We start from the raw sequence: 25,667 nt of genomic DNA on the forward strand, positions 1-25,667 counted from the left end.
GAGGTAGCACGTCCGCATGAACGACAACGACAAGCAGAACGGCCCCGAAAACAACGGCGGCAATCCGTGGATGAAGAGCCTGTTGATCTGGGTCGGCATCCTGGTGTCGCTGGCGATTTTCGTCCAGCTGTTCAACGGCCCGTCCACGCAGACCCAGGGTCAGGTGATCCCCTATTCGACCTTCCTGAACAAGGTCGACGAAGGGTCGGTTCGCGACGTCAATATCGCGACCAGCACGATCACCGGCACCTACACCAACGACGACAAGTTCCGCACGAACGCGCTGAACGATCCCAACCTGATCGAACGGCTGCGCGCGAAGAACGTCGTGATGAACGCCCGTCCGGAGGAAGGGCCGAACATCTGGATGGCGATCCTCGTCCAGTCGCTGCCGTTCCTGCTGTTCCTCGGCATCGCCTTCTTCGTCCTGCGCCAGATGCAGAAGGGCGGCGGCGGCGGCGGCGCGATGGGCTTCGGCAAGTCGCGCGCGCGGATGCTGACGCAGAAGGAAGGCAAGGTCACCTTCGATGATGTCGCCGGCATCGACGAAGCCCGCGCCGAGCTGACCGAGATCGTCGACTTCCTGAAGGACCCGACCAAGTTCGCGCGTCTGGGCGGCAAGATTCCGAAGGGCGCGCTGCTGGTCGGTTCGCCCGGTACCGGCAAGACGCTGCTCGCCCGCGCGATCGCGGGAGAGGCCGGCGTGCCGTTCTTCACCATTTCCGGTTCGGATTTCGTCGAAATGTTCGTCGGCGTCGGCGCCAGCCGCGTCCGCGACATGTTCGAACAGGCCAAGAAGTCGGCGCCGTGCATCGTCTTCATCGACGAAATCGATGCGGTCGGCCGGCATCGCGGTGCGGGCTTGGGCAACGGCAATGACGAGCGCGAGCAGACGCTGAACCAGCTGCTGGTCGAAATGGACGGCTTCGAAGCGAACGAGGGCATCATCATCGTCGCGGCGACCAACCGTCCCGACGTGCTCGACCCCGCACTGCTGCGTCCGGGCCGCTTCGATCGTCAGGTCGTGGTGCCGCGCCCCGATATCGAGGGCCGGATCAAGATCCTGCAGGTCCATATGAAGAAGGTGCCGCTGGCCCCTGACGTCGACGCCCGCGTCATCGCGCGCGGCACGCCGGGCTTCTCGGGTGCCGACCTTGCCAACCTCGTCAACGAAGCGGCGCTGACAGCGGCGCGCAAGGGCAAGCGCCTCGTCGCGAACCAGGAGTTCGAAGAGGCCAAGGACAAGGTGATGATGGGTGCCGAGCGGCGCTCGATGGTGATGACCGACGATGAGAAGCGGATGACCGCCTATCACGAGGCCGGCCACGCCATCGTCTCGCTCCACGAACCGGCATCGGACCCGATCCACAAGGCGACGATCATCCCGCGCGGCCGCGCGCTGGGCATGGTGATGCGCCTGCCGGAACGCGATTCGTACAGCTATCACCGCGACAAGATGTACGCGAACCTGTCGGTCGCGATGGGTGGCCGCATCGCCGAGGAAATCATCTTCGGCTATGACAAGGTGTCGTCGGGCGCGTCGGGCGACATTCAGCAGGCGACCAGCCTTGCACGCGACATGGTGACCCGCTGGGGCATGTCCGACGCAGTCGGCCCGGTCGAATATGGCGAACCGCAGGGCGAAAGCTTCCTCGGCTATTCGTCGTCGGCCCCGGCGCGGATGTCGAACAAGACCGCCGAGCTGATCGACAGCGAGATCAAGCGCATCGTCGAAGGTGGCCTAGAACGCGCGCGTCAGTTGCTGACCGAGCATGTCGATCAGCTGCACGCGCTGGCCGGCGCGCTGCTCGAGTTCGAAACCCTGTCGGGTGACGAGATCAAGCGGCTGATCGCGGGTGAGGATATCGGCCGGGACGAAGGCACGCCGTCGACCCCGCTGGCCGCTGCCGGCACCTCGATCCCGAAGACCCGCCGCCCGCGCGGCCCCTTCGGATCGCCGACGCCGCAGGGGGCGTAACCCGGTTCCCGGTGGTGGGGCGGTCGCTCCACCACCGGGCTTCACGCCGCGCGCGAAACGCGTGCGAGTGTGAACTTAGTGAACTTTGGACCGATATTGCTGTCGGTCATATTGACTTCCCCGACGCTCCGCCGAACGATGTGACATCATCGCATCGCTGTCCGGCGATCGGTCAGGAGTCATTGCCCCCATGCGTTTTCGTCCGCTGCTGCTCGCCTGTACCCTTGCCTTCGGCGCCTCGACCCTTGCCGCGCAGACCTCTCAACCCAGCCCCGACATCTGGCCGACCAAGGGCGACATCCCGGCGAACTTCGTGCCGCCGACCGACAAATACGACTATGTGAAGCGCGAAGTGATGATCCCGATGCGCGACGGGGTGAAGCTGCACACGGTCATCATGATCCCGAAGGGTGCGACGAACGCCCCGATCCTGCTGACCCGCACCCCCTATAACGCGTCGGGCCGCGTCGCCCGTGCCGACAGCACCAGCTATGTCGCCGCCCTGCCGCAGGGGGACGAGGTGTTCACCCGCGCCGGCTATATCCGCGTGTTCCAGGACATTCGCGGCAAGTATGGGTCGGAGGGCGACTATGTCGTCACCCGCCCCGTCCGGGGGCCGCTGAACCCGACCAATACCGATCATGTCACCGACGCATACGACACGATCGACTGGCTGGTGAAAAAGGCGAACCTGCCCGAAAGCAACGGTCGCGTTGGCATGCTCGGGTCGTCCTACGAAGGCTTCACCGTCGTCATGGCACTGCTGAACCCGCATCCCGCACTGAAGGTCGCCGCACCCGAAAGCCCGATGATCGACGGCTGGATGGGCGACGACTGGTTCCACTACGGCGCGTTCCGCCTCGCCAATATCGGCTGGATCGGCAGCCAGACGGGGTACAAGGGTCCCGGCGCCTCGCCGCCCTCGACCACCTATGACGATTACGACCAGTTCCGGAACGTGGGTTCCGCGAACGACTGGGCAAAGGCATCGGGCTATGCTCAGCTCCCCTTCTGGCAGCGCTTCGTCGCCCACCCGTCCTACGATGCCTATTGGCAGGGACAGGCGCTCGACAAGCTGCTCGCCGCCAACCCCTCCAACGTGCCGACCATGTGGGAACAGGGCTTGTGGGATCAGGAGGACATGTACGGCGCGATCACCGCATGGGAAGCGCTGAAGGCCAAGGGCAAGGGCGGCAACAACTTCCTCGTCATGGGCCCCTGGCGGCACAGCGGCGCGAACTATGACGGGTCGTCGCTGGGCGACATCAAGTTCAATGGCGACACTGCGCTGCAATGGCGTGAGAACTATCTGTTCCCGTTCTTCGACCAGTATCTGCGCGATGGCCGCCCGGCCTTCACCCCGCCACAGGCACTGATCTACAACACCGGTGAGAACCACTGGGACGAACTCGCCCAATGGCCGCTGGCATGCGAGAAGGGCTGCACCGCGCCGCTGAAGCCCATCTATCTCGGTGCCGACGGCGACCTCGGCTTCACCGCGGCCAAGGCCGGTGGCGACAGCTATGTGTCCGACCCAGCCAAGCCGGTCCCGCACCTCTCGCGCCCGGTCAATTTCGACGATGGCCGGTGGAAGGCGTGGCTGGTCAGCGACCAGCGTCATGTCGACGGCCACACCGACGTCATGACCTACCAGACCCCGGTCCTGACCCAGCCGGTTAAGGTATCGGGCGCACCGATGGCCGACATCTTTGCCAAGACGTCGGGCACCGATGGCGATTTCGTGGTGAAGGTGATCGACGTCTATCCCGACGTCGTGCCGGGCCAGCCGGCGATGGGCGGATACCAGCTCCCCATCAGCCTCGACATCTTCCGCGGCCGCTATCGCAACGACTTCGCCAAGCCCTCGGCGATCCCGGCGAACAAGACGCAGCGCTATCGCTTCCGCCTGCCGACCGTGAACCATGTGTTCCAGCCGGGTCATCGCATCATGGTGCAGGTCCAGTCGTCGCTGTTCCCGCTCTATGACCGCAATCCGCAGACCTATGTCCCGAACATCTTCACCGCGCCCAAGGATGCCTATCGCAAGGCGACGGTGACGATCGAACGCGGTGGGTCCAGCCCGAGTGCGGTGTGGCTGCCGGTGGTGGAGGCGAAGTAACCCGGCCCATCGTCATCCCGGCACAAGCCGGGATGACGGGTCACACCGTTCGTCCTGAGTAGCCATTGAGCAAAGTCGAAAGGGCGTATCGAAGGACCGCTTGCGGCCAGATGCTTCGATACGGGTCTTCGACTTCGCTCAGCCCCTACTCAGCACGAACGGTTTAGTCGAAGCCGGCAAACTACCCGTGGTCCCGCCCGAAATCCTCGCGGGCGTCGTCCTGCCCCTGCTCGACGATCGACCGCCGGATCGCGCGCGTGCGGGTGAACAGGTCGAACAGCTCGTCGCCCTTGTCCCAACGGATCGCGCGTTGCAGCGCGGACAGATCCTCCGAAAAGCGCTGGAGCATGGCCAGCACCGCGTCCTTGTTCGCCAGGAACACGTCGCGCCACATCGTCGGATCGGACGCGGCGATGCGGGTGAAGTCGCGGAAGCCCCCGGCCGAATATTTGATGACCTCGCTCTGCGTCACCGCCTCCAGGTCGGATGCGGTGCCGACGATGGTGTAGGCGATCAGGTGGGGAAGATGACTGGTAACCGCCAGCACCAGGTCATGATGCTGCGCGTCCATCGTGTCGATGTCGGCCCCCAGCCGGCGCCAGAATTCGGCGACCCGCTCGACCGCCGTTGCATCGGCATCGGCGGCGGGGGTCAGGATGCACCAGCGCCCCTTGAACAGCGTGGCAAAGCCCGCCTCCGGCCCGCTGCGCTCGGTCCCGGCCACTGGATGCGCCGGCACGATGGCGACGCCGGGCATCGCCTCGGCCAAGGCCGCCGCGATGCCTGCCTTGCTCGATCCGACATCGCTGACTATCACGCCTTCGGGCAGGTCGGCGGCGATCTCGGCGGCGACTGCGCCGATCGCCCCCACCGGCACGCACAGGATCACCAGGTCGGCATCGATCACCGCCGCACCGGCATGGTCGGTACAATCGTCGACCAGCCCCAGTGCGCGCACCGCCTCACGCGCTTCGGGCGAAGCGTCATGCCCGGTCAGCCGCACCGTCGGCATTTCGGCCCGCACCGCGCGGGCGATCGACGATCCGATCAGCCCCAGCCCGATGATGGCGACGCGGGAGAAGGGCAGCATCAGCCGCCCACGATCTCGCGCAGCGCGGCGGCGATGCCGCGCACCTCCGCCTCGGTCCCGATCGAGATGCGCAAGCCGTTGGCCAGCCCCTGTCCCGGCAGCCAGCGGACGATGAAGCCGCGCTCCATCAGTGCCTGATATGCGTCGCCCGCGCTGACCGGCCCTTCGAACAGGACCAGCACGAAATTGGCCTTGGACGGCACGGCGCGCAGGCCGGCATTGCCCATCGCCGCGATCTCGCCCTCGAACCATGTCCGCCACTGACGGTTGTGGGCGCGGCTTGCCTCGACGAACCCCTTGTCGCGGATTGCGGCGATCGCCGCCTGCTGTCCCGCGGTGGTCACGTTGAACGGTGCCCGGATGCGGTGCATCGCATCGATTGCCTCCGCCGAGCCATAGCCCCAGCCGATCCGTTCGGCGGCAAGGCCGTGGATCTTCGAAAAGGTGCGGGTGACCAGCACGTTGGGCTGCGTCTTGGCCAGTTCGAGGCCGTGATCGTCCTCGGCCGGCTCCAGATATTCGGCATAGGCCTGATCGAGCACCAGCAGCACGGTCGACGGCAGACCGGCGTGCAGCCGCGCGATCTCTGCGCGCGGGGCATAGGTGCCGGTCGGGTTGTTCGGGTTGGCGACGAACACCACGCGTGTCCGCTCGGTCACGCACGCCAGGATCGCATCGACATCGGTCGCATGATCCTTGTCCGGTGCGATCACCGGGGTCGCCCCCACCCGCCGCGTCGCGATCTCATAGACCGCAAAGCCGTAGCGGACGAAGATCACCTCGTCGCCGTGCCCGGCATAGGCTCCGGCGGCCAAGTGCAGCACCTCGTCCGACCCGGTGCCATAGATGATCCGCGCCGGGTCCAGCCCATGCGCCTGCCCGATCGCGACGCGCAGGTCGGCGGCGGCGGGATCGGGATAGCGCTCAAGGCTGCGATCGGCGGTCGCGAAGGCGGCGCGGGCGTGGGGCGAGGTGCCCAACGGATTTTCGTTCGACGACAGCTTCGCCACCTGCCGCCCGTCATCGGTCTTGGACCGGCCGGGAACGTAAGGGGCGATGTCGAGAATCCAGGGCTTGGGAGCGGGTGCGGTCATGGCGTCGGCACTGGCAAATGCGCGGCGTGAACGCAAGGTTTGGGGCCGCGCTCTCCGTATCGTCATCCCCGCGGAGGCGGGGATCCATAGACGCAACGGTTGCACCTCCCGCATGAACGTCAGCGCATATGGATTCCCGCCTGCGCGGGAATGACGATGGGGGTGCCGCACACCCCAACCCTTGAACCCGCCGCGCCGCCCGCCTAACCGCTTGGCCCATGGATTCCCGTTTCGGCCCCGATCGTCGCGCCACCCTTGCCACCGGCCTCGCGCTGGACGGCGGGGCGATGCTGTCGTCGATCGACATCGCCTACGAAACCTATGGTACGTTGTCGCCGGCACGCGACAATGCGGTGCTGATCTGCCACGCGCTGACCGGCGACCAGCATGTCGCCTCCACCCATCCGCGCACTGGCAAGCCCGGATGGTGGGCGCGCATGGTGGGACCGGGCAAGCCGATCGACCTGGATCAGCATTTCGTCATCTGTTCGAACGTGCTGGGCAGCTGCATGGGATCGTCGGGCCCGGCGAGCATCGATCCGGCGACCGGCACGCCGTACGCCATGCGCTTCCCGGTGCTGACCATCCGCGACATGGTGCGTGCGCAGGGGATGCTGCTCGAGCATCTCGGCATCGACCGGTTGCGGGCGGTGGTCGGCGGGTCGATGGGCGGCATGCAGGCGCTGTCGTGGGCCGCGACCCTGCCCGAACGGGTGGAGGCGGTGGTCGTCATCGCGTCGACCGCGCGGCATTCGGCACAAAACATCGCGTTCCACGAAGTCGGGCGACAGGCGATCATGGCCGACCCCGACTGGCGCGGTGGCGACTATTATGCCGACGGATCGCCGCCCGCCGCCGGGCTGTCGGTCGCGCGGATGGCGGCGCACATCACCTATCTGTCCGAAGCGGGGCTGACCGCCAAGTTCGGCCGCAAGCTGCAGGCCCGCGCCGACGGACAGGCCGGGGCCAAGACCTTCGGCTTCGACGCCGATTTCCAGGTCGAAAGCTATCTCAGGCATCAGGGGCTGGCCTTTACCGACCGGTTCGACGCCAACAGCTATCTCTACATCACCCGCGCGCTCGATTATTTCGATCTGGCGGAGGAACATGGCGGGGTGCTGGCCAACGCATTCCGCGCGACGAAGGCGCGGTTCTGCGTCGTCAGCTTCGACACCGACTGGCTGTATCCGACCGCTGAATCCCGCAACATCGTCCACGCGCTGAACGCCGCCGGGGCACCGGCCAGCTTCGTCGAACTGTCCTCGCCGTTCGGGCATGACGCGTTCCTGCTCGATTCGCCCGAGCTGGACCGGATCATGCGCGGCTTTCTGGAGGCACGGGCATGACGCTGCGGCCCGATCTGGCGATCATCGCCGCGCATGTGGCGCGGGGTTCGCGCGTACTGGACGTCGGCTGCGGCGACGGGCAGCTGATGGCGGCGCTGCGCGACGAACGCGGTGTCGATGCGCGCGGACTGGAGATCGATCCGGGCAATGTCGCCGATGCGATGGCTAGGGGGCTGTCGGTGATGCAGGGCGATGCCGATCGCGATCTGGCCGATTATCCCGATGCCAGCTTCGACTATGCGATCCTCAGCCAGACGCTGCAGACCGCGATGCGACCGCATGTCGTGCTCGACCATCTGCTGCGCATCGGCGCGCAGGCGTTCGTGTCGTTCCCCAACTTCGCCCATTGGCGGGTGCGCGCGTCGCTATTGTGGGGCGGGCGGATGCCGGTGACGAAGCTGTTGCCGCTGGAATGGTATGAGACGCCCAACATCCACCACCTGACGATCGACGACTTTCGCGCCTACGTCGCCAAGCAGGGAATTACCGTGGTCGACGCGTGGTTCCTGTCGGGGGGCCGGCGGACCACGGCAGCGGCGGCCAATTTCCGCGCCGAACATGCGGTGTTCCTGCTCAAACGCTGACGTCGCGTTAACCATTGTGAAGGCTTTGGGGCCGATATTTCCGTCCTGTCGGGGGACAAGACGGGAATCGGTTCGATGCGTACACGCCTGCTCCTGCTCGCTGCCTGCAGCGCCGCGCTGCTCCACGGCTGCGCGCGCAAGACGCCCGAGGTCGCGGTGGTGACGCCGCCGCCGGTGCCGGTCGCGGCAGTGGCTGCGCCAAAGCCCAAGCCGCCGATGGGCGCCGCCGCCAGCCTCACCATTCCTGCCATATTGTCCGACGGCAATTACGCGACGCCCAACCACGCGCTGTCGGCCGATGCCGCCGTGTGGCATTTGCGTTCCGCGCTGAACGTCGCCGCGCTCCAGTGCAATGTCGCCGATCCGACCGGGGTCGCGCAGTATAACCGGCTGCTGAAGGTCCATGCCGCCCGCTTCGCCGCCGCGCACAAGGCGCTGGAGGCCGAATACCGCCGCGGCGGTGGCGACTGGCAGGATCGGTTCGACGACGCGATGACCCGCGTCTATAATTATTTCGCCCAGCCGCCGGTGCGGGACCAGTTCTGCGCAACGGCGCTGCCGATGCTGGCACAGGTCGCCGACCTGCCGGTGGGCGGGATCGATGGCTTTGCCGCGCCGGGCATCGCCTCGCTCGACCAGCCCTTCGTCGATTTCTACCGCGCGTACGACCAGTATCGCGTCGAACTGGCCGCGTGGCAGGCGGGACAGGTGCCCCGGCTCGCGGTCGATCCGCAGGTGCTGGTCGCCTCGACCGACGTTACTGGCGGCAGCTATCGCATGGCGGCGCGCTGACCCGCTTGCCAGCGGGCCGGTGACCGGTCACGATCGGTGGCATGACCCAGGCTCCCATTCGCATCGGCATCGGCGGCTGGAGCTTTCCGCCGTGGCGCGGCACCTTCTATCCGGACAGGCTGGCGCAGAAGCGCGAGCTGGAATTCGCGTCGCGCGCGCTGACCGCGATCGAGATCAACGCGACCTATCACGGCACCCAGAAACCGGCGAGCTTCGCCAACTGGGCCGCGACCGCGCCCGACGGCTTCGTCTTCGCGGTAAAGGCGTCGAAATACTGCACCAACCGCAAGGTGCTGGCCGAAGCGGGGGAGTCGATCGAACGGTTCATCGGTTCAGGCATTACCGAATTGGGCGACAAGCTAGGCCCGATCCTGTGGCAGTTCATGGCGACCAAGAAGTTCGACGCCGACGATTTCGCCGCGTTCCTGGCGCTGTTGCCCGCTGCCCATGCCGGGGTGACGCTGCGCCATGCGGTGCGGGTGCGCCACGACAGCTTCGCCGTGCCGGCGTTCGTCGACATGGCGCGCAAGGCGGGCGTGGCGATCGTCCATGCCGATTCGGCCGGCTATCCGGCGATCGCTGATGTAACCGGCGACTTCGCCTATGCCCGGCTGGAGAATGCGCAGGAGGATGTCGCGACCGGCTATGACGACGCCGCGCTCGACCACTGGGCCGCGGCGGCGCGGTGCTGGGCGACGGGCGGCGCGCCCGACGGCCTGCCCTATGTCGATGCCACCCCGCCCGCGAGCACGCCGCGCGAAACCTTCGTCTTCTTCATCAATGGCGCGAAGGTACGGGCGCCCCATGGTGCGATGGCGCTGATCGGGCGGCTATAGCCCTTCGCGACGCAACGGACGGGCGAGCAGGGTGTCGATCACCTGCGCGACGGGCGTGCCGTCCAGCAGCGCGCCGACCGCCGCCGTCACCGGCATGTCGACGCCTGCTTCCGCTGCCGCCTCGCGCAGCACGGGCGCGGTGAACGCCCCCTCGGCCACCGTCCGCCGATCGGCCATCAGGTCAGCGGCGGCGCGCCCCTGCCCCAGCCCGACGCCCAGCGAATAGTTGCGCGAGGCGGTGGAGGAACAGGTCAGCACCAGATCGCCCAGCCCCGACAGCCCGGCCAGCGTCTCCGCCCGCGCGCCACGGGCGAGGCCGAAGCGCGTCATCTCGGCAAAGCCGCGCGCGATCACCGACGCCCGCGCATTCTGCCCCAGCCCCGCGCCCTCCACGACACCGCAGGCGATGGCGAGGACGTTCTTCACCGCGCCGCCGATCTCCGCGCCGATCACGTCGTCGCTGGCATAGGGGCGGAACGCCGGTGCTGCCAATCGTTCGGCCAGACGGTCGCGCAACGCGGCATCGGCGCAGGCGAGGGTGACGGCGGTCGGCTTGCCCGCCGCGACCTCGTGCGCAAAGGTCGGGCCGGACAGCACCGCGACCGGGGCCTGCGGGTGAACCGCGCGGGCGACTTCGCCGACCAGCAGCCGCGTCCCCGCCTCGATCCCCTTGGCGCACAGCACCAGCGCGCGGGTGCCGACATCGATCGCCGACAATACGCTGCGGACATGCTGTGCGGGCGATACCACCAGCAGCGCGTCGGCGTCCTGCAAGGCGGCGGCATCGGTCGTGGCGTGGATGGCATCCGACAGGGTGACGCCGGGCAGGAACAGCGGGTTGCTGCGGGTCGTGTTGATCGCCTCGGCAACCTCGCCCTCGCGTACCCACAGCGTCACGTCGCCGCCGCGCGCCGCGACCTGCGCCAGTGCCGTGCCCCATGCGCCGCCACCGATGACCCCGATCTTCATGCCTTCACTCCTGCCCCACGCACCTTTTCCGCCGATGGATCGAGCGGCCAGCGCGGCCGCGCCGCAACGTCCAGTGGATCGCTATGGCCGGCCATGAACCGCTCCGCCCCGGCCCAGGCGATCATGGCGGCATTGTCGGTACACAGCCAGAGCGGCGGTGCGACGAAGCGCAGGCCGTTCGCCACCGCCAGCCCTTCCAATGCGGCGCGCACCGCACGGTTTGCGGCGACTCCGCCCGCCACGACCAGCGCACTGACCGGCCCGGCGAGGTGCAGCGCCAGCTTCGTCCGGTCGAGCAGACAGTCGACCACCGCCTGATGGAACGACGCGGCGATGTCGGCGGTCGTGTGGATGCCGGCGTCATGCGCGCGCAGCACCGCGCTTTTCAGGCCGGCGAAGGAGAAATGCGGCTCCGGCGTGCCGAGCAGCGGGCGGGGCAGCGGCACCGCCTTCGCATCGCCTTCCATCGCCGCCGCCTCGACGCGCGGGCCGCCGGGATAGCCGAGGCCGAGCACCTTCGCAGTCTTGTCGAACGCCTCGCCCGCCGCATCGTCGATGGTGGTGCCCAGCCGCCGATACTGGCCGACGCCATCGACGCGCAGCAGTTGGCAATGGCCGCCCGACACCAGCAGCAGCAGATAGGGATAGGCGAGGTCGGGATCGGTCAGGCGGGGGGAGAGCGCATGCCCCTCCAGATGGTTGACCGCGACCAGCGGCTTGCCCGCCGCCAGCGCCAGCGCCTTGGCCGTCACCAGACCCACCATCACCCCGCCGATCAGGCCCGGCCCGGCGGTGGCGGCGACGGCATCGACATCCGCCAGCGCGACCCCGGCATCGGCCAGCGCCCCCTCGACCAGCGAGGGCAGGATTTCGACATGCGCGCGCGCCGCGATTTCGGGCACGACGCCGCCATAGGGGGCGTGCGCCGCCTCCTGTCCCGCGAGGCGGTGCGACAATATGGTGCGGTCGCCGCGTACGAGGGCGACGGCGGTTTCGTCGCAGCTGGATTCGATACCGAGGATCAGGGGGGAGGACATGCCGCCGGCTGTAGCGCGGATTGTGGCGTTGTGCGAACCCCCGGCTTGCCCTGCGCCAGCCCGATGGATAGCGAGCGACCATGACCTTCAAACTGGGCACACGCGGATCGCCGCTGGCATTGGTGCAGGCGCACGCCACCCGCGACGCGCTGGCGGCCGCACATGGGCTGGACCCCGCCGCCATCGAGATCGTGACGATCAAGACCACCGGCGACCGGGTGCAGGACCGCGCGCTGGCCGAGATCGGCGGCAAGGCGCTGTGGACCAAGGAACTCGACCGCGCGCTCTGCTCGGGCGAAATCGACGCGGCGGTCCATTCGATGAAGGATGTCGAGACGGTTCGCCCGACCGAGATCCGCATCGCCGCGATGTTGCCGCGTGCCGACGTCCGCGACCGGCTGGTCGGGATCGCCTCGCTCGACGACCTGCCCCAAGGCGGCGTGGTCGGGACCAGTAGCCCGCGCCGCGCTGCGCAGGTGCTCAGCCACCGCAGCGACGCGCGGATCGTGCTGTTCCGCGGCAATGTCGACACCCGCCTCGGCAAGCTGGCGGCGGGGGAGGTCGATGCGACGCTGCTCGCCGCCGCCGGGCTGGAGCGGCTCGGCCGGCACGATGTCGGTACCGCGCTGTCGATCGACACGCTGCTGCCCGCCCCGTCGCAGGGCGCGGTCGGGATCGAAGTGCGCGCCGAGGACGCCGCCACCCTCGCCTTCGTCCGCGTCATCGACCATGCGCCGACACACCAGGCGGTGCGCGCCGAGCGCGGGTTTCTGGCGGCACTGGGGGCCGATTGCCATTCGCCGGTCGGGGCGCTGGCGACGATCGAGGGCGACGTGCTGACGCTGCGCGCGCAGTTGCTGGCGCAGGACGGCAGCGAACAGGTGGTCGACAGCGCCAGCGGGGCGATCGACGATATCGACCTGCCCCGGATGCTGGCCGAAGGGATGCTGGCGCGCGCGCCCGAGAGCGTGGCGAAGCTGTTCGCGCGATGAGCCGGCCGCTGGCGGTGCTGCGCCCCGAACCGGGCAATAGCGCCACCGCCCGCGCGATCGAGGCGTTGGGGCGTACCGCGATCCGCCTGCCGCTGTTCCGCATCGCGCCGCTGGCATGGGACGCGCCACCGGTCGAGGCGCATGACGCGCTGATCCTGACCAGCGCCAATGCCGTGCGACAGGCCGGCGCGGCACTGCACGCCTATGCGGCGCTGCCCGTCCATGCGGTGGGCGCGGCGACGGCGGCAGCGGCGCGGGCGGCGGGGTTGCGGGTCGTGGCGACCGGGGATGCCGACGGGCGGGCGCTGCTCGATGCCGCCGAACGCGCCGGGGTGCGCCGCGCACTGCTACTGACCGCGCGCGAGCGGGCGGTGGCCGATCATCCGGTGCTGTCGGCAATCCGTGCTGTCTATGCCAGCGAAGCGGTCGAGGGGGTCGATGCCACCCTGCTCGACGGCACGGTCGCGCTGGTCCATTCGCAGCGGGCGGCACAGCGGCTGGCGATGCTGGTCGCAGATCGCGGAACCTTGGCCGTCGCCGCCATCGCCCCGGGGGTCGCGGACGCGCTGGGCAGCGGATGGCGCGGCATGGCCATCGCCGCGCGGCCGGACGACACAGCGACCATCGCCGCCGCCACCGCGCTGGCGGACGCATGTGATTGACCCGACGGACGGGCGCGGGGATAAGGCGGCATGATCAGCGACGATGTGCCCTTCCCGACGACCCGTTACCCGCGTCGCCGGGGCAGCCGGGGATGGCTGGCCATCGCCTTCATCGCCTTCGTGATCGGCATCGGCCTGACGCTGGCCGTGCTGCGCTATGTCGCGCCGCGCTTCGGCTGGGGCGTGCAGCAGCAGGCCGCCGTGCCGACCGCACAGCCGACCCCGGTCGCGACCAGCGCCGCCCCGCCGCCGCAGGTTTCCGCCCTCCCCATCCTGTCGGCACGCGAAGCGGCACTGGCCGCGCGCATCGCCGATCTGGAAACGCGCATCGTCGGGCTGGACAGCAGCGCGCGCAATGCGGCGGGCTATGCGACCCGCGCCGAGGACATGATGGTGATCGTCGCCACCCGCCGCGCGCTGGATCGCGGGCGGCCGCTCGACTATCTGGAGGGGCAGTTGCGCGACCGGTTCGGCGGCAGCCGCCCCGATGCGGTCCGCACCCTGATCGCCGCCGCGCAGAACCCGGTCACGCTGGACGATCTGCGCAGCGCGCTGGACGCCGCCGCCATCCCGCTGACCGCCGGCCCGGTGAACGAGAATTGGTGGGATGCCTTTCGCCGCGAGGTCGGGCAGCTGATCGTGATCCGCCAGGGCACGACACCCAGCAGCCGCCCCGGCGACCGGCTGGAGCGCGCACGCCGCCGGCTGGACACGGGGCAGGTCGAAACGGCGATGGCCGAGGTCGAACGCATGCCCGGTGCCGCCAATGCCGCCGCGTGGACCGCCGCCGCACAGCGCTATGTCAACGCGCGCAAGGCGCTGGTCGACCTCGAATCGGTCGCGCTGACCACGCCGCGTCCGGCACCGGTCGCGCCGTCGGCGATCGTGCAGCCGACCCCCGACCCATCCGCTCCCCCCGCCGCGGCCGAGACGGTCGCGCCCACCCTCTGAAGGAAACGCCCATGGCCGATATGGGCCGGTTCGACTGGCAAGACCCCTTCGCCCTCGACGCGCAGTTGAGCGACGAGGAACGCATGGTCCGCGACGTTGCCCATGGCTATGCCCGCGAGAAGTTGCTTCCGCGCGTGACCCGCGCCTTCCTGGACGAGGATTTCGCGCGCGAGATCATGACCGAGATGGGCGCGCTCGGCCTGTTGGGCGTGACGATCGATCCCGAATATGGCGGGGCGGGCATGGGCTATGTCGCGTACGGCCTGGTCGCGCGCGAGGTCGAGGCGGTGGACTCCGGCTATCGCAGCGCGATGAGCGTGCAGTCGAGCCTCGTGATGCATCCGATCAACGCCTATGGTTCGGACGCGCAGAAGGCGAAATATCTGCCCAGATTGGCCAGCGGCGAATGGGTCGGGTGTTTCGGGCTGACCGAACCCGATGCCGGGTCGGACCCCGCCGGCATGCGGACGCGGGCGGAGAAGATCGACGGCGGCTATCGCATCTCCGGCGCCAAGATGTGGATCACCAACTCGCCGATCGCCGACGTCTTCGTGGTGTGGGCCAAGTCCGACGCGCATGGCGGCAAGATCCGTGGCTTCGTGCTGGAAAAGGGGATGGTCGGCCTGTCCGCGCCCAAGATCGAGGGCAAGCTGTCCTTGCGCGCATCGATCACCGGCGAGATCGTGATGGAGGGCGTCGAGGTCGGCGAGGACGCGCTGCTGCCGCACGTCGAGGGGCTGAAGGGGCCGTTCGGCTGCCTCAACCGTGCGCGCTATGGCATCGCGTGGGGTACGATGGGCGCGGCCGAATTCTGCATGCACGCCGCCCGGCAATATACGCTCGACCGGCAGCAATTCGGCGTGCCGCTCGCCTCCAAACAGCTGGTCCAGCTGAAGCTGGCCGACATGCAGACCGAGATCGCACTGGGGCTGCAGGCGGCACTGCGCGCCGGGCGGATGTTCGACGACGGCACGCTGGCGCCCGAGGCGATCAGCATCATCAAGCGGAACAACTGCGGCAAGGCGCTGGCCATCGCCCGCACCGCACGCGACATGCATGGCGGCAACGGCATCGCCGCCGAATTCCATGTGATGCGCCATGCGATCAACCTGGAGACGGTCAACACCTATGAGGGCACGCACGACGTCCATGGCCTGATCCTCGGCCGGGCGATCACCGGGATCGCCGCGTTCTGATGGCCCCTTGGTAATGGATCGCCAGCCGGTCCTGATCGGCGATCTGGTGACGGTTCGGCCGACGACCGCCGGCGACTATGATGCGCTGTACGGTGTCGCATCCGATCCGGCGATCTGGGACCAGCATCCCGCGCACGACCGGTGGCAGGCAGACGTGTTTCGCGCCTTTTTCGACGAAGGGTTGGCGGGCGGCGGGATGCTGACCATCCGCGATGCGGGCGATGGGCGGGTCATCGGGTCGAGCCGCTATGGCCCCTATGATGCCGAGGCCGACGAGATCGAGATCGGCTGGACCTTCTTCGCGCGCGACTGCTGGCGGCGGGGCTATAATCGCGAGACGAAGCGACTGATGATCGATCATGTCGCTCGGCATGTTGGGGCCGTTACCTTCCATATTGGTGAGGACAATGCCCGCTCGCGGGCTGCCGTTGCGGCATTGGGCGCGACGCTGCGCCCCGGCAGTGTCGATGTGCTGCGCGGCGGGCGGATGGTGCCGCATGTCCTTTACGAACTGCGCCGCGCGTGAAGCCGCTGGCGGGCATTCGCGTGGTCGAGCTGGCGCGTATCCTGGCCGGGCCGTGGTGCGGACAGGTGCTGGCGGACCTGGGTGCGGAGGTGGTGAAGGTCGAACGGCCGGGCAGCGGCGACGACACCCGCCACTGGGGGCCGCCCTTCGTCACCGCGCACGACGGAAGCACCCGCGACGCGGCCTATTTCCACGCCACCAATCGCGGCAAACGATCGGTGGCGATCGACATCACCAGCCCGCAAGGGCAGGCTGAGGTCCGTGCGCTGGTCGCGACCGCCGATGTGGTGATCGAGAATTACAAGGTCGGCGGCCTTGCCAAATATGGCCTCGATCATGCCGCGCTGTCGGCGGTGCGACCGGGACTGGTGACCTGTTCGATCACCGGATTCGGGCAGGATGGCCCCTATGCCCACCGTGCCGGATACGACTTCATCATCCAGGCGATGGGTGGCGCCATGTCGCTGACGGGCGAGCCGGACGGGGCACCGCAAAAGGCGGGCGTGGCCTATGCCGACCTGTTCACCGGGCTGTATGCGGCGGTCGCGATCCTCGCCGCGCTGCGCCGTCGCGACCTGACCGGTGAGGGTGCGTGGATCGACATGGCGCTGCTCGATACGCAGGTGGCGGTGCTGGCCAACCAGGCGCTGAACCTGATGGCGGGGGGTAGCGTGCCGACGCGGATGGGCAATGGCCACGCCAATCTGGTGCCGTATCAGGCGTTCGAGACGGCGGACGGCGCGCTGGTCATCGCGGTCGGCAATGACGGACAGTTCGCGCGGCTGTGCGGCATACTGGGCCTGAACCTGCATACCGACCCGCGCTTTGCGACCAACCCGGCGCGGGTGATGCATCGCCACGAGGTGATTCCGGCGGTGCAGGCGGCGGTGGCGACGTGGCGCAAGGCCGACCTGACGCAAGCGTTGGAGGCCGCCGGCATCCCCGCTGGCCCAATCAACGCGCTGGACGAGGTGTTCGCCGACCCGCAGGTGGTCGCGCGCGGCATGGCGATCCGGCCCGACGGGCTGCCGGGCCTTGCCGGGCCGATCGTGATCGACGGCGAACGGATGGTCGCCGAACGGGGTGCGCCACAGCGGCCCTAGAGCGGTTTTCGACCAGGCTGAACCACCGTCATCGCCCTGCGGGCGACCGCTTCGCGGCGGGCCATTTTTGATCCGGGGCGGCGTCGATCGTCGGTCACGATGCTTCGGCATCGCTCCCTCCTCTCTCCTTGCCCCGAACCGAAAACGGCGCCGTGCCGATGATCCAGCCTGATCGAGAACCGCTCTGGGCGCCAAAGTTCACAAAGTTCACACTCGCCACGCTTGTTGCACTGTGTTCAAATTGTGGCGGCTGCAGCAGGTTCAAAGAGCGGGCGCGGGTCGCGCGTCGCCGATCATGGCGCGGTGGCAGCGTGTAGGAAAGGGGTGCGTACTGGTCGGCAAGCCTATCCCAGCACGCGCCGGACCAGCGCGCCGCAATCGGCATTGCCCGCGCGCGGGGTATCGTCGCCGCGGATCGCGTGGCCGATCATGCGCAGGATGCCGCCCGCGCTCTTGATGCCCGGCGGGATGCGCACCTCGGGCGACTGGATGCGGCCGCCGATCCGCACCGGCTGGTCGAGGTGCAACAGCGTGCGCTGTTTCGGGGTGCCGGTCAGCGCGATCGACAGGGTTTCGTCGGACAGGCGCACCACTCCTCGCCCCCGCGTCTGCGCGCGCGAGGTGTCGATCAGCAGCGGGTCGATCCGCCCCAGCCCGTTGGTGACGTCGAGCCGCAGGCCGAGGCAGCGCAGCCGCGCCTGCGCATCGTCGTCGGTCAGTACCCCGCGCGCGACATCGGCACCAAGCATCGACGCCATCTTGGCCGGCAGCACGCCGCCCGCCGCCGCAAAGCCGATCGTACCGTCAGACCGGCCGATCGCCTGGCGGATGGTGTCGCCACGGCCGACCAGCCGCAGCCGGGCGCGCAAGGGGGCATCGACCGGCGCACCGCCGGCAAAGGTCGAGATGCGCGAATCCTTCAGCCGCAGGTCGAACGTCGCCTTCGGCGTCGTCCGCCCCCGCTGATCGATCACCACCTGCCCGGTGATCTGCCCCTGCGCCAGCCGCACGGTCAGTGGTGCGACGGTCAGGCGGCGGTCGTCGATCGCCAGCACGGTGTCGAGGCTGCGCAGGCCCGGCATGTCGAGCAACCGGTCGACCCGCACCGCGAGCGTGCCGTCGAGATTGCCCATCTTGGCCAGGTTGATGCGGGTACCCGGCACGACGCGCGAGCCGATGCGACGCTCGATCGCGGCGGCTTCGGCACGGCCTTCGTCGGTGGCGAGGTCGTCGAACGACAGGGTGGCGAAGTGCAGCCGGCCGTCGATGCCGGTCTTTTCGCCATCCTTGGTGACGGTCGCGTTGGCACCGGCCAGCCGCGAGCGGCCGATGCTGCCCGACAGCTTTTCGATCACCCAGGTCGGATCGTCGTGGCGCACGCGGGCGGTGAGCGCGACCGGTTGCGTGCCGAACAGCCCTGCCTCGACCAGCGCGTCCAGCGTCTTCAGATTGTCGGCGCGCGCGGTCAGGTCGACGGTCATCCGCCGCGTGTCGAGCGGGGAGGCCATGGTGCCTTTGGCATCGACGTCGATCGTTGGTCCTTCGACCCGCGCGGTGAAGGGCCACGTGCCGTCGCCGGTGATGGCCGGGCCATTCAGCGACACCGTGACCGGGCGGTTGTCGATCGCGCCCTCGCCGCCAGCACGAAAGCCCTGCGCATCGGAGGCGACGGTGACCGAAAAGCGGCGGTTCTGCACCGCATCGCGATAGTCGATCACGAGGTTGCGGACGGTCAGGCTGGTGATAGCTGAAGCCGAACCCTTGTCCCCGCGCTTGTCAGGGGCCCAGTTCTTGGTGCCGTCGCGCGAACGCACCATCGCCACCCGTCCGCCATCGATGGCGAGCGCGGTCAGATCGAACGTGCCCCGCAGCAGCGGCAGGACGCGGAAGCGGAAATCGATGCGCTGCAAGCGGACCAGATCGCCCTGCCCCGCCCAGCTGGGCTGCGCGATGCGCAGGTCACGGACGATCAAGGTGGGCGAAAAGGACAGCAGCTCGACCCGCTCGATCGTGCCGATCGACACGTCGGACCCGAAGCGTTCGGCAAGTTTCACCGACACCCGGTCGCGCAGCATCCCCCACGGAAAAGCGGCGAGGATCAACAGGATCAGCAGTGCCAGCCCGACGATGCCGCCCACGAGATACCGCCAGTTGCGCGAAAACCATGCCATCTGGCGACAAGTCGGGAACGGGCAGTTCGTTCCATAGGCGCAATGGAATTACTGACAGGGGTGTAGGTTGGGGGTGAGGTCTCCTCGCGCAGCTGCCAGTCAGAGGCCGTCCAACTGCCAATCAACTAATTGATATTAATTCATTTTTCCCATTTTAATGCGAATGCCTGTTAGGTGGTTGTGTTCTTAAAACAATACCTAAACTCGGTTCTTTCTACATCTTCGTACTGTTAATTGGGATTACCTACGCAACCTATAAACCATCCAACTAGAACCACATTAAGAGATGCTATGTAATAGTCTTCTATCTTATCGCTACGCACGGAAAATATCCGCCCATTAAAAACGGCATAAAGACCAATACAAATTGTATAGATTGAGTCGATCAACTAACGATTGATACCTGCAGGGCGCTGGTCAGCAGTCACCGGGGCCAAAAAACCGCCAGTCGTCGAAGAAAGTCCTTGCACCGACGGCCGAAATATAGCAACAAAGCCCGGCTGGCGAACCACCAGCCGGGCTAGATCGAGAAAACTCGAGATGGCTAACCTCTGACCGAGGAAGCAGCTTGCGTCCATGCAAATGGCGCAGCGGGACAGTCTCACCACTGTTCGCGCATGTCAGGACGCAGGCTGTTTACCCGACAATCGATGCGATTGTCCAGCATTGTTAGAGGCCGCGCCAACCGTCGCGCACGTAACCATACCTACCCTCAAAAGTCGACCGCAATGCCCTTGTGCGTCCAGTCGCCATAGCGCGTCGGGCTGAGGCCGAGCGGGTCGTCGGCGTCCGGTTTTTCAGGGATCGGTTCGGGGGTCGGCACCGGCGGCGATTTGGAGAGATGCGCTGGCGGCTTCACATGTGGCGGTCGCTTGCCCATAGGGGGTCCTTTCCGGTTCGCTTAGGCCTGCACTTGGCGGATCGGCGACAGGATTCAAGTACCCCCTTTTCCACATGGGAACCCGATCATGGCCCGCCCCCGTCTTGCCCCCGAAGCGCCCGGCGTGCCCGCGCGCCGTGCCGCGCTGAAACTGCTCGATGCCGTCATCCGGCGCGGATTGCCGCTGGAGGCGGCGCTGGCGAGTGCCACGTCCGAGCTGGACCGGCGTGAGGATCGGGGACTGGCCCATGCCATCGCCGCCGCCGTGCTGCGTCGCCTGCCCGATCTCGACGCGCTGATCGACAGCGCGACGCAGCGGCCGCTGCCCGACGATGCCAAGGCGCGGTTCGTGCTGCGCGTGGCGCTGGCGCAGGCGCTGGTGCTGAACACGCCGCCGCACGCCGCGATCGCGACCGCGCTGCCGCTGGTGGATGGCGGCCCGCGCAAGCTGGTGCACGGGGTGTTCGGGACGCTGATGCGCGGCAATGCGCGGCTGCCCGATGCAGCGACGCTGCCCGCCGATACCGATGCGCGCTGGGTCGCGGCCTGGGGCGAGGACATGGTGATCGCGGCGGCACAGGCGATCGCGCAGCAGCCGCCGGTCGACCTGTCGTTAAAGGGTGAGGACGGGCCGGAGGGACTGGCGCTCGCCCCACGCCATCGCCGATTGAGCGAACATGGCGCGATCGCCGACCTGCCGGGCTATGCCGAGGGGCAGTGGTGGGTGCAGGACCTGGCGGCGTCGATCCCGGCGCGGTTGCTGGGCAAGGGGCCGGGCCATGCGCTCGACCTGTGCGCGGCACCAGGCGGCAAGACGCTGCAGCTGGCCGCCGCCGGGTGGGACGTGACCGCGCTCGACAATTCGGCGAGCCGGCTGATGCGTCTGACCGAGAATATGGAGCGTACCGGGCTGTCGGCGACGGTCGTGACCGGCGATGCGCTGGTGTGGAAGCCGGCCGAGCCGGTCGACGCGATCCTGCTCGACGCGCCGTGCAGCGCGACCGGCATCTTCCGCCGCCACCCCGACGTGCTGCACCGCGTGCGGCCGAGCATCATTGCGGAGACGGCGGCGTTGCAGGCGCGGTTGCTGGCGCGTGCCGCCGACTGGGTGAAGCCGGGCGGGCGGCTGGTCTATGCCACCTGTTCGCTGGAGCCGGCCGAAGGCGAGGCGCAGCTTGACCGGTTCCTGTCCGCGCGGCCGGATTACGTCGTGGAGCCGGCGACGGCGGACGAGCTGCCCGAGGGCGTGACGGCGCATGAACGCGGCTATGTCCGCACGCTGCCGGGGATGCTGGCGGACCAGGGCGGGCTGGACGGGTTCTTCATCGTCCGGCTGCGGCGGAGCTGAAGAGGGAAGACGCGGAGGCGAACCCAGCCCTTTTGCGTCACCCCGGGCTTGACCCGGGGTCCCGCTTTCGCTGCGGCCGGGAAGAAGAAGCGGGACCCCGGATCAAGTCCGGGGTGACGATCTGCGTGAAAATCGATTCGACCAAATCTTTCCACCACCTTTACCCTTTGGCAGACCGTGCTAGGACGAATGCCATGCAACCCGTCCGTATCGCGCCCTCCATCCTGTCCGCCGACTTCGCCAAGCTGGGCGAGGAAGTCCGTGCGATCGATGCCGCCGGCGCGGACTGGATCCATATCGATGTGATGGACGGGCATTTCGTGCCGAACCTGACGATCGGCCCGGCGGTGGTGAAGGCGCTGCGCCCGCATAGCGCCAAGCCGTTCGACGTCCACCTGATGGTATCGCCGGTCGATCCGCTGGTGGAGGCGTTCGCAGAGGCCGGGGCCGATATCCTGTCGGTCCATCCGGAATCGGGGCCGCACCTGCACCGCACGCTCCAGCGGATCAAGGCGCTGGGCAAGCGTGCCGGCGTGGTGCTGAACCCCGGCACCCCGGTTGAGGTGGTCGACCAGGTGATCGACCTGACCGACCTGCTGCTGGTGATGAGCGTTAATCCGGGGTTCGGCGGACAGAAGTTCATCGACAGCCAGCTGCGCAAGATCGAGGCGCTGCGTGGCAAAATCGACGCGACGGGGCGACAGATCGACCTGCAGGTCGATGGCGGGATCGACCGCGTGACCGCGCCGAAGGCGATTGCCGCCGGCGCCGACTGCTTGGTCGCCGGCACCGCGACCTTTACCGGCGGCCCGACCGCCTATGCCGCGAATATCGCCGCACTGCGCGGCGCATGATCCCGCCCCAGCCGATCGACGAACCAAGGGGCGAGATCGACGTCGGCAAACGGCTGGTGCGGCAGGGTGGCGGCACCGGGCTGTCGCTGTCCGAACGGATTGCCGAGAAATTGCAGCGACTTGCGTGGCGCACGCCGCTGCACGGCCTGCGGTTGAAGGGGCGACATCCGCTCAAGCTGATCGCGGTCGCCGACGATCCGTTCTTCGGCGATGTCGCACGCGGGCAGGCGTTGCTGCGCGGCGAGCTGATGTTCCGGGGCGAGGCGGTGCCGATCGATCGCCTTGGCCTCGACCGGCCCAAATTCTCCGCCGCCTTTGCCGAACATCTCCACAGCTTCGCATGGCTGCGCGACCTGTCGAGCGTCGCGCCGCGGGTGACGGCGGTGCCGATCGCCGAGACGCTGATGCTGCAATGGCTGGCGGCGCATGGCGAACGGGTGTCGGAACCGGCGTGGAGCGCGCATGTTACCGGGCGGCGGATGCTGTTCTGGATCGCGCATGCGCCGCTGATCCTGTCGTCGACCGATCTGGTCTATCGATCGCGGGTGCTCAACACGATCGCCCGTGCCGCCCGGCATCTGGACGGCGAAGCGGGCAAGGCGCCGGCCGGTATCCGCGCGATCACCGCCTGGGCGGGGGTGGTCGCTGCCGGGCTGGTCATTCCCGGCGGCGATCCGCGCCGGGCGTTCGGCGAACATGGTCTAGCGCGGGCGTTGACGACCGGGCTGTTCGAAGATGGCGGCATCGTTGGCCGATCGCCCGCCGAGCAGCTCGACGCGGTGATGACGCTGGCGGCGCTTCGCGAAATCTATGCCGCGCGGCGGATGGACGTGCCGGAGGCGCAGGGGCTGGCGCTGACCCGGATGGTCGCCGCGCTGCTGGGCGTGTGCCATGGCGAGGGTGGCCTTGCCTGCTGGCAGGGATCGGGGCCGGTCGATGGCGAACGCATCGCCGATGTCGTGGCCGCGACCGGGGTGCGCACCCGTCCGTTACGGCATGCGGGCGACTGGGGTTATCAGCGTCTCGCCGCCGGTCGCACCGTGCTGATGGTCGATTCCGCGCCGCCGCCGGTGGCGCGGGCGGCGCGCGAGGGCTGTGCATCGACGCTGGCGTTCGAACTGTCGGACGGCGGGCAGCGGATCGTGGTCAATTGCGGCGGCGCGGGGGCGGCGCTGCTGACGCTGTCGCCCGAACTGCGCCGCGCGCTGCGCACCACCGCCGCCCATTCGACATTGGTGCTGGCCGATGCCAATTCGACCGCGATCCATGCCGACGGGTCGCTGGGCAAGGGGGTCGGCGTGGTCGACATGCACCGGCAGGAAAGCGACGCGATCAGCCGGATCGAGGTCGCGCATGACGGCTATGCCAGGCGGCTGGGCTTCCAGCATCGCCGCGTGCTGACCCTCAGCGCCGATGGCCGCGACGTGCAGGGTGAGGACATGCTGATCCCGACCGGCCGGCGCGGGCGCAAGGGCGACACGGGCTTCGTCGCGCGTTTCCATCTGGCACCCGGCATCGAGATCGCGCCGACGCCGGACGGACAGGCCGCGTTCCTGCGCATTCCCGATGGCGGCCCGGTATGGCAGTTCCGCTGCAAGGGCGCGACGCTGGGCGTCGAGGAAAGCCTGTGGATCGACGAAGCGGGCAAACCGGTGCCGACCTTCCAGCTGGTCCTGTCGGGCGCGACCCCGGCGGGGGGGCATGATTTTTCGTGGCGGTTCCACCGGGCGCGGTAGGGTTGAGGGGATAGCATGATGTTGTTGCTGGCCGCCGCGTTGCTTGGAACTCCCGCTCCCCAGTGCCGCTATGACCTGGCGGCAATGCTGGCGCTGGAACAGCAGGCGTTCGATCAGGACATGGACGGCGGCTGGCGCGCGCTGTCGAAGCGGGGTTGCGACGCTGCAGCGGCCGACCTGATCCGCGATTGGCGCGCCGCGCACCCGTCCGACCAGCCGAATGCCAAGATCCTGTTCTGGCACGAGGGTCAGATGCGCGCTGAGCTAGGCCAGACCGCACGTGCGATCGCGTTGTTCGCACAGAGCCGCAAGCCCGCCGAGAAGGACCGGGCCTGGGGCTGGAACCTGTATGTCGATGGCAGCATCGCGTTCCTGCGCGGCGATCGGGTGGGACTCGAGCGTGCCCGCGCCGCGCTGGCCGTGCTGCCCAGGCCGCCCGAGCTGGCCGATGCGCGCGGCCCGGACGGCAAGCCGATGACGATACGCTGGCCGATGAACCTGAACCTCCTTGACGGCTTCCTGCGGTGTTGGGGGCAGTCCTATCACAAGGCCTATGGCTGCGCCGTGCCGATGTCGGTGAAGAAGGGCTAACTGCTATTCCGTCACCCCGGCGACGCCGCCGATCCGGCGAGCAACCCGCCGTCGATATTGACCTCGGTCCCGGTGATATAGGTCGCTTCGTCCGATGCCAGCATTGCGGCGACCGCCGCGACTTCCTCCGGCAGTCCGAAGCGTTTGAGCGGCGTATCCGCCACCAATGCCGCCATCCGAGCTTCGCGGTCGGGGCCGTCGCCCAGCATTGGCTCCCAGATCGGGGTCAGGATCGCCGCCGGGTGGATCGAGTTGCAGCGGATGCGCCAGCCGTTCTGCGCACAATAGAGCGCGACGGTCTTGCTGTGATTGCGGATCGCCGCTTTCGACGAGGCATAGGCCGCCGCGCCGGGAATGCCGACCAGCCCGGAGCGCGACGAGACGTTGATGATCGATCCGCTCCCCGCCCCCTTCATCGCGCCGATCGCATAGCGACAGCCGAGGAAAGTGCCGTCGAGATTGACGGCATGGACCGCGCGCCAATCGGCCAGCGACGCATGTTCGGGATCATGGGCGACCATGCCGCCTTCGAACCCGGTCACGCCGGCATTGTTGACGACGACATCGGCCACCGGCACCTCGTCCGCCAGCCGCGCCCAGTCGCCCTCCTCGCGAACGTCGAGGGGGAGAAAGCGACAGCCGAGCGCATCGGCGGCGGCCTGTCCGGCGTGCCGGTCGCTGTCGGTCAGGACGACGGTGCCGCCCTCTTCATGGAAACGGGCGGCGATGGCATGGCCGATCCCGCGCGCCGCGCCGGTGACGACGCAGATTTTCGATTGCAGACGTTGCATGATGGAGTCCCTGTACGGATG

Annotated in this window: 23 protein-coding genes; 16 read left to right on the forward strand and 7 right to left on the reverse strand. The window is 68.2% G+C overall.

Going from position 1 to position 25,667, the window contains the following annotated elements; all coding sequences use genetic code 11:
• Nucleotides 1–16 precede the first annotated feature (16 nt).
• Nucleotides 17–1,978, forward strand: coding sequence for an ATP-dependent zinc metalloprotease FtsH (gene ftsH, locus ASE67_RS14365; RefSeq protein WP_055762745.1), 1,962 nt, complete (start codon nt 17–19; stop codon nt 1,976–1,978).
• A gap of 190 nt (nt 1,979–2,168) precedes the next feature.
• Entirely contained in the window at nt 2,169–4,097 is a 1,929-nt protein-coding gene (locus ASE67_RS14370) for a CocE/NonD family hydrolase (RefSeq protein ID WP_055762747.1), read from the forward strand.
• A 181-nt stretch (nt 4,098–4,278) separates the two neighbouring features.
• On the opposite strand, the gene ASE67_RS14375 is transcribed toward ASE67_RS14370, so the two are convergent.
• Both ASE67_RS14375 and hisC read right to left on the reverse strand, forming a co-directional pair.
• Nucleotides 4,279–5,187 (reverse strand): prephenate/arogenate dehydrogenase family protein, encoded by a 909-nt coding sequence (locus ASE67_RS14375; protein ID WP_055762750.1) that lies wholly within the window; start codon nt 5,185–5,187, stop codon nt 4,279–4,281.
• The gene (gene hisC / locus ASE67_RS14380; RefSeq protein ID WP_055762752.1) at nt 5,187–6,281 is read right to left on the reverse strand and encodes a histidinol-phosphate transaminase; all 1,095 of its coding nucleotides are present in this window, start codon (nt 6,279–6,281) and stop codon (nt 5,187–5,189) included. Before hisC ends, ASE67_RS14375 begins: the two co-directional genes overlap by 1 nt.
• A 218-nt stretch (nt 6,282–6,499) precedes the next feature.
• Here hisC and metX point away from each other — a divergent pair, with 218 nt between their 5' ends.
• The 4 genes from metX to ASE67_RS14400 all read left to right on the forward strand — a co-directional run bounded on the left by metX (nt 6,500) and on the right by ASE67_RS14400 (nt 9,839).
• Entirely contained in the window at nt 6,500–7,627 is a 1,128-nt protein-coding gene (metX, locus tag ASE67_RS14385; RefSeq protein WP_055762755.1) for a homoserine O-acetyltransferase MetX, read from the forward strand.
• Nucleotides 7,624–8,211 carry a methionine biosynthesis protein MetW gene (gene metW, locus ASE67_RS14390; RefSeq protein ID WP_055762756.1) on the forward strand — a complete coding sequence of 196 codons (588 nt, stop codon included), beginning with the start codon at nt 7,624–7,626 and terminating at the stop codon, nt 8,209–8,211. The genes metX and metW overlap by 4 nt, the downstream gene beginning before the upstream one ends.
• A gap of 75 nt (nt 8,212–8,286) precedes the next feature.
• Nucleotides 8,287–9,003: a hypothetical protein gene (locus tag ASE67_RS14395; protein ID WP_055762760.1), complete on the forward strand. Its 717-nt coding sequence runs from the start codon at nt 8,287–8,289 to the stop codon at nt 9,001–9,003.
• A gap of 41 nt (nt 9,004–9,044) precedes the next feature.
• On the forward strand, nt 9,045–9,839 hold the full coding sequence (locus ASE67_RS14400; protein WP_055762764.1) for a DUF72 domain-containing protein: 795 nt from the start codon (nt 9,045–9,047) through the stop codon (nt 9,837–9,839).
• Here ASE67_RS14400 and ASE67_RS14405 read toward each other — a convergent pair.
• Both ASE67_RS14405 and tsaD read right to left on the reverse strand, forming a co-directional pair.
• The gene (locus tag ASE67_RS14405; RefSeq protein ID WP_055762767.1) at nt 9,834–10,808 is read right to left on the reverse strand and encodes an NAD(P)H-dependent glycerol-3-phosphate dehydrogenase; all 975 of its coding nucleotides are present in this window, start codon (nt 10,806–10,808) and stop codon (nt 9,834–9,836) included. The genes ASE67_RS14400 and ASE67_RS14405 overlap by 6 nt on opposite strands.
• Nucleotides 10,805–11,845 carry a tRNA (adenosine(37)-N6)-threonylcarbamoyltransferase complex transferase subunit TsaD gene (tsaD, locus tag ASE67_RS14410; protein ID WP_055762770.1) on the reverse strand — a complete coding sequence of 347 codons (1,041 nt, stop codon included), beginning with the start codon at nt 11,843–11,845 and terminating at the stop codon, nt 10,805–10,807. The genes ASE67_RS14405 and tsaD overlap by 4 nt, the downstream gene beginning before the upstream one ends.
• Before the next feature lie 80 nt (nt 11,846–11,925).
• Between tsaD and hemC the strand changes: the two genes are divergently transcribed.
• The 6 genes from hemC to ASE67_RS14440 are packed head-to-tail and all read left to right on the forward strand — an operon-like array spanning nt 11,926 to nt 17,275.
• Nucleotides 11,926–12,837, forward strand: coding sequence for a hydroxymethylbilane synthase (gene hemC / locus ASE67_RS14415; protein WP_055762772.1), 912 nt, complete (start codon nt 11,926–11,928; stop codon nt 12,835–12,837).
• Nucleotides 12,834–13,499, forward strand: a complete 666-nt coding sequence (locus ASE67_RS14420; RefSeq protein ID WP_055762775.1) for a uroporphyrinogen-III synthase — start codon at nt 12,834–12,836, stop codon at nt 13,497–13,499. The genes hemC and ASE67_RS14420 overlap by 4 nt, the downstream gene beginning before the upstream one ends.
• Nucleotides 13,500–13,529: 30 nt before the next feature.
• The gene (locus ASE67_RS14425) at nt 13,530–14,450 is read left to right on the forward strand and encodes a hypothetical protein (RefSeq protein ID WP_055762778.1); all 921 of its coding nucleotides are present in this window, start codon (nt 13,530–13,532) and stop codon (nt 14,448–14,450) included.
• A gap of 11 nt (nt 14,451–14,461) precedes the next feature.
• Nucleotides 14,462–15,646, forward strand: coding sequence for an acyl-CoA dehydrogenase (locus ASE67_RS14430; RefSeq protein WP_055762781.1), 1,185 nt, complete (start codon nt 14,462–14,464; stop codon nt 15,644–15,646).
• Between the two features lie 13 nt (nt 15,647–15,659).
• Nucleotides 15,660–16,172 carry a GNAT family N-acetyltransferase gene (locus ASE67_RS14435; protein ID WP_055762783.1) on the forward strand — a complete coding sequence of 171 codons (513 nt, stop codon included), beginning with the start codon at nt 15,660–15,662 and terminating at the stop codon, nt 16,170–16,172.
• A complete protein-coding gene (locus tag ASE67_RS14440) occupies nt 16,169–17,275 on the forward strand; it encodes a CaiB/BaiF CoA transferase family protein (RefSeq protein ID WP_055762786.1) in 1,107 nt (368 codons plus the stop codon). The genes ASE67_RS14435 and ASE67_RS14440 overlap by 4 nt, the downstream gene beginning before the upstream one ends.
• A 344-nt stretch (nt 17,276–17,619) precedes the next feature.
• Here ASE67_RS14440 and ASE67_RS14445 read toward each other — a convergent pair whose 3' ends face one another.
• A complete protein-coding gene (locus ASE67_RS14445) occupies nt 17,620–19,446 on the reverse strand; it encodes an AsmA family protein (protein WP_055762789.1) in 1,827 nt (608 codons plus the stop codon).
• A 712-nt stretch (nt 19,447–20,158) separates the two neighbouring features.
• Nucleotides 20,159–20,326, reverse strand: a complete 168-nt coding sequence (locus ASE67_RS17825) for a DUF1674 domain-containing protein (protein ID WP_082457151.1) — start codon at nt 20,324–20,326, stop codon at nt 20,159–20,161.
• A gap of 88 nt (nt 20,327–20,414) precedes the next feature.
• Between ASE67_RS17825 and ASE67_RS14450 the strand changes: the two genes are divergently transcribed.
• The 4 genes from ASE67_RS14450 to ASE67_RS14465 all read left to right on the forward strand — a co-directional run bounded on the left by ASE67_RS14450 (nt 20,415) and on the right by ASE67_RS14465 (nt 24,855).
• The gene (locus tag ASE67_RS14450; protein WP_055762794.1) at nt 20,415–21,674 is read left to right on the forward strand and encodes an RsmB/NOP family class I SAM-dependent RNA methyltransferase; all 1,260 of its coding nucleotides are present in this window, start codon (nt 20,415–20,417) and stop codon (nt 21,672–21,674) included.
• A 194-nt stretch (nt 21,675–21,868) separates the two neighbouring features.
• Nucleotides 21,869–22,528 carry a ribulose-phosphate 3-epimerase gene (rpe, locus tag ASE67_RS14455; RefSeq protein WP_055762797.1) on the forward strand — a complete coding sequence of 220 codons (660 nt, stop codon included), beginning with the start codon at nt 21,869–21,871 and terminating at the stop codon, nt 22,526–22,528.
• Complete coding sequence (locus ASE67_RS14460; RefSeq protein ID WP_055762801.1) at nt 22,525–24,264, forward strand: heparinase II/III family protein; 1,740 nt, start codon at nt 22,525–22,527, stop codon at nt 24,262–24,264. Before rpe ends, ASE67_RS14460 begins: the two co-directional genes overlap by 4 nt.
• A gap of 15 nt (nt 24,265–24,279) precedes the next feature.
• On the forward strand, nt 24,280–24,855 hold the full coding sequence (locus ASE67_RS14465; RefSeq protein WP_055762804.1) for a hypothetical protein: 576 nt from the start codon (nt 24,280–24,282) through the stop codon (nt 24,853–24,855).
• Nucleotides 24,856–24,866: 11 nt separating this feature from the next.
• Here the strand turns inward: ASE67_RS14465 and ASE67_RS14470 are convergent, their stop codons facing one another.
• The gene (locus ASE67_RS14470; protein ID WP_055762807.1) at nt 24,867–25,646 is read right to left on the reverse strand and encodes an SDR family NAD(P)-dependent oxidoreductase; all 780 of its coding nucleotides are present in this window, start codon (nt 25,644–25,646) and stop codon (nt 24,867–24,869) included.
• Nucleotides 25,647–25,667 lie beyond the last annotated feature (21 nt).

The organism is Sphingomonas sp. Leaf23, assembly GCF_001421585.1.
GTDB lineage: Bacteria > Pseudomonadota > Alphaproteobacteria > Sphingomonadales > Sphingomonadaceae > Sphingomonas.

Coding starts and splice junctions, on each gene's coding strand:
- ftsH (WP_055762745.1), top strand. CDS start 17: ATGAACGACAACGACAAGCAGAACGGCCCCGAAAACAACGGCGGCAAT.
- ASE67_RS14370 (WP_055762747.1), top strand. CDS start 2,169: ATGCGTTTTCGTCCGCTGCTGCTCGCCTGTACCCTTGCCTTCGGCGCC.
- ASE67_RS14375 (WP_055762750.1), bottom strand. CDS start 5,187: ATGCTGCCCTTCTCCCGCGTCGCCATCATCGGGCTGGGGCTGATCGGA.
- hisC (WP_055762752.1), bottom strand. CDS start 6,281: ATGACCGCACCCGCTCCCAAGCCCTGGATTCTCGACATCGCCCCTTAC.
- metX (WP_055762755.1), top strand. CDS start 6,500: ATGGATTCCCGTTTCGGCCCCGATCGTCGCGCCACCCTTGCCACCGGC.
- metW (WP_055762756.1), top strand. CDS start 7,624: ATGACGCTGCGGCCCGATCTGGCGATCATCGCCGCGCATGTGGCGCGG.
- ASE67_RS14395 (WP_055762760.1), top strand. CDS start 8,287: ATGCGTACACGCCTGCTCCTGCTCGCTGCCTGCAGCGCCGCGCTGCTC.
- ASE67_RS14400 (WP_055762764.1), top strand. CDS start 9,045: ATGACCCAGGCTCCCATTCGCATCGGCATCGGCGGCTGGAGCTTTCCG.
- ASE67_RS14405 (WP_055762767.1), bottom strand. CDS start 10,808: ATGAAGATCGGGGTCATCGGTGGCGGCGCATGGGGCACGGCACTGGCG.
- tsaD (WP_055762770.1), bottom strand. CDS start 11,845: ATGTCCTCCCCCCTGATCCTCGGTATCGAATCCAGCTGCGACGAAACC.
- hemC (WP_055762772.1), top strand. CDS start 11,926: ATGACCTTCAAACTGGGCACACGCGGATCGCCGCTGGCATTGGTGCAG.
- ASE67_RS14420 (WP_055762775.1), top strand. CDS start 12,834: ATGAGCCGGCCGCTGGCGGTGCTGCGCCCCGAACCGGGCAATAGCGCC.
- ASE67_RS14425 (WP_055762778.1), top strand. CDS start 13,530: ATGATCAGCGACGATGTGCCCTTCCCGACGACCCGTTACCCGCGTCGC.
- ASE67_RS14430 (WP_055762781.1), top strand. CDS start 14,462: ATGGCCGATATGGGCCGGTTCGACTGGCAAGACCCCTTCGCCCTCGAC.
- ASE67_RS14435 (WP_055762783.1), top strand. CDS start 15,660: ATGGATCGCCAGCCGGTCCTGATCGGCGATCTGGTGACGGTTCGGCCG.
- ASE67_RS14445 (WP_055762789.1), bottom strand. CDS start 19,446: ATGGCATGGTTTTCGCGCAACTGGCGGTATCTCGTGGGCGGCATCGTC.
- ASE67_RS17825 (WP_082457151.1), bottom strand. CDS start 20,326: ATGGGCAAGCGACCGCCACATGTGAAGCCGCCAGCGCATCTCTCCAAA.
- ASE67_RS14450 (WP_055762794.1), top strand. CDS start 20,415: ATGGCCCGCCCCCGTCTTGCCCCCGAAGCGCCCGGCGTGCCCGCGCGC.
- rpe (WP_055762797.1), top strand. CDS start 21,869: ATGCAACCCGTCCGTATCGCGCCCTCCATCCTGTCCGCCGACTTCGCC.
- ASE67_RS14460 (WP_055762801.1), top strand. CDS start 22,525: ATGATCCCGCCCCAGCCGATCGACGAACCAAGGGGCGAGATCGACGTC.
- ASE67_RS14465 (WP_055762804.1), top strand. CDS start 24,280: ATGATGTTGTTGCTGGCCGCCGCGTTGCTTGGAACTCCCGCTCCCCAG.
- ASE67_RS14470 (WP_055762807.1), bottom strand. CDS start 25,646: ATGCAACGTCTGCAATCGAAAATCTGCGTCGTCACCGGCGCGGCGCGC.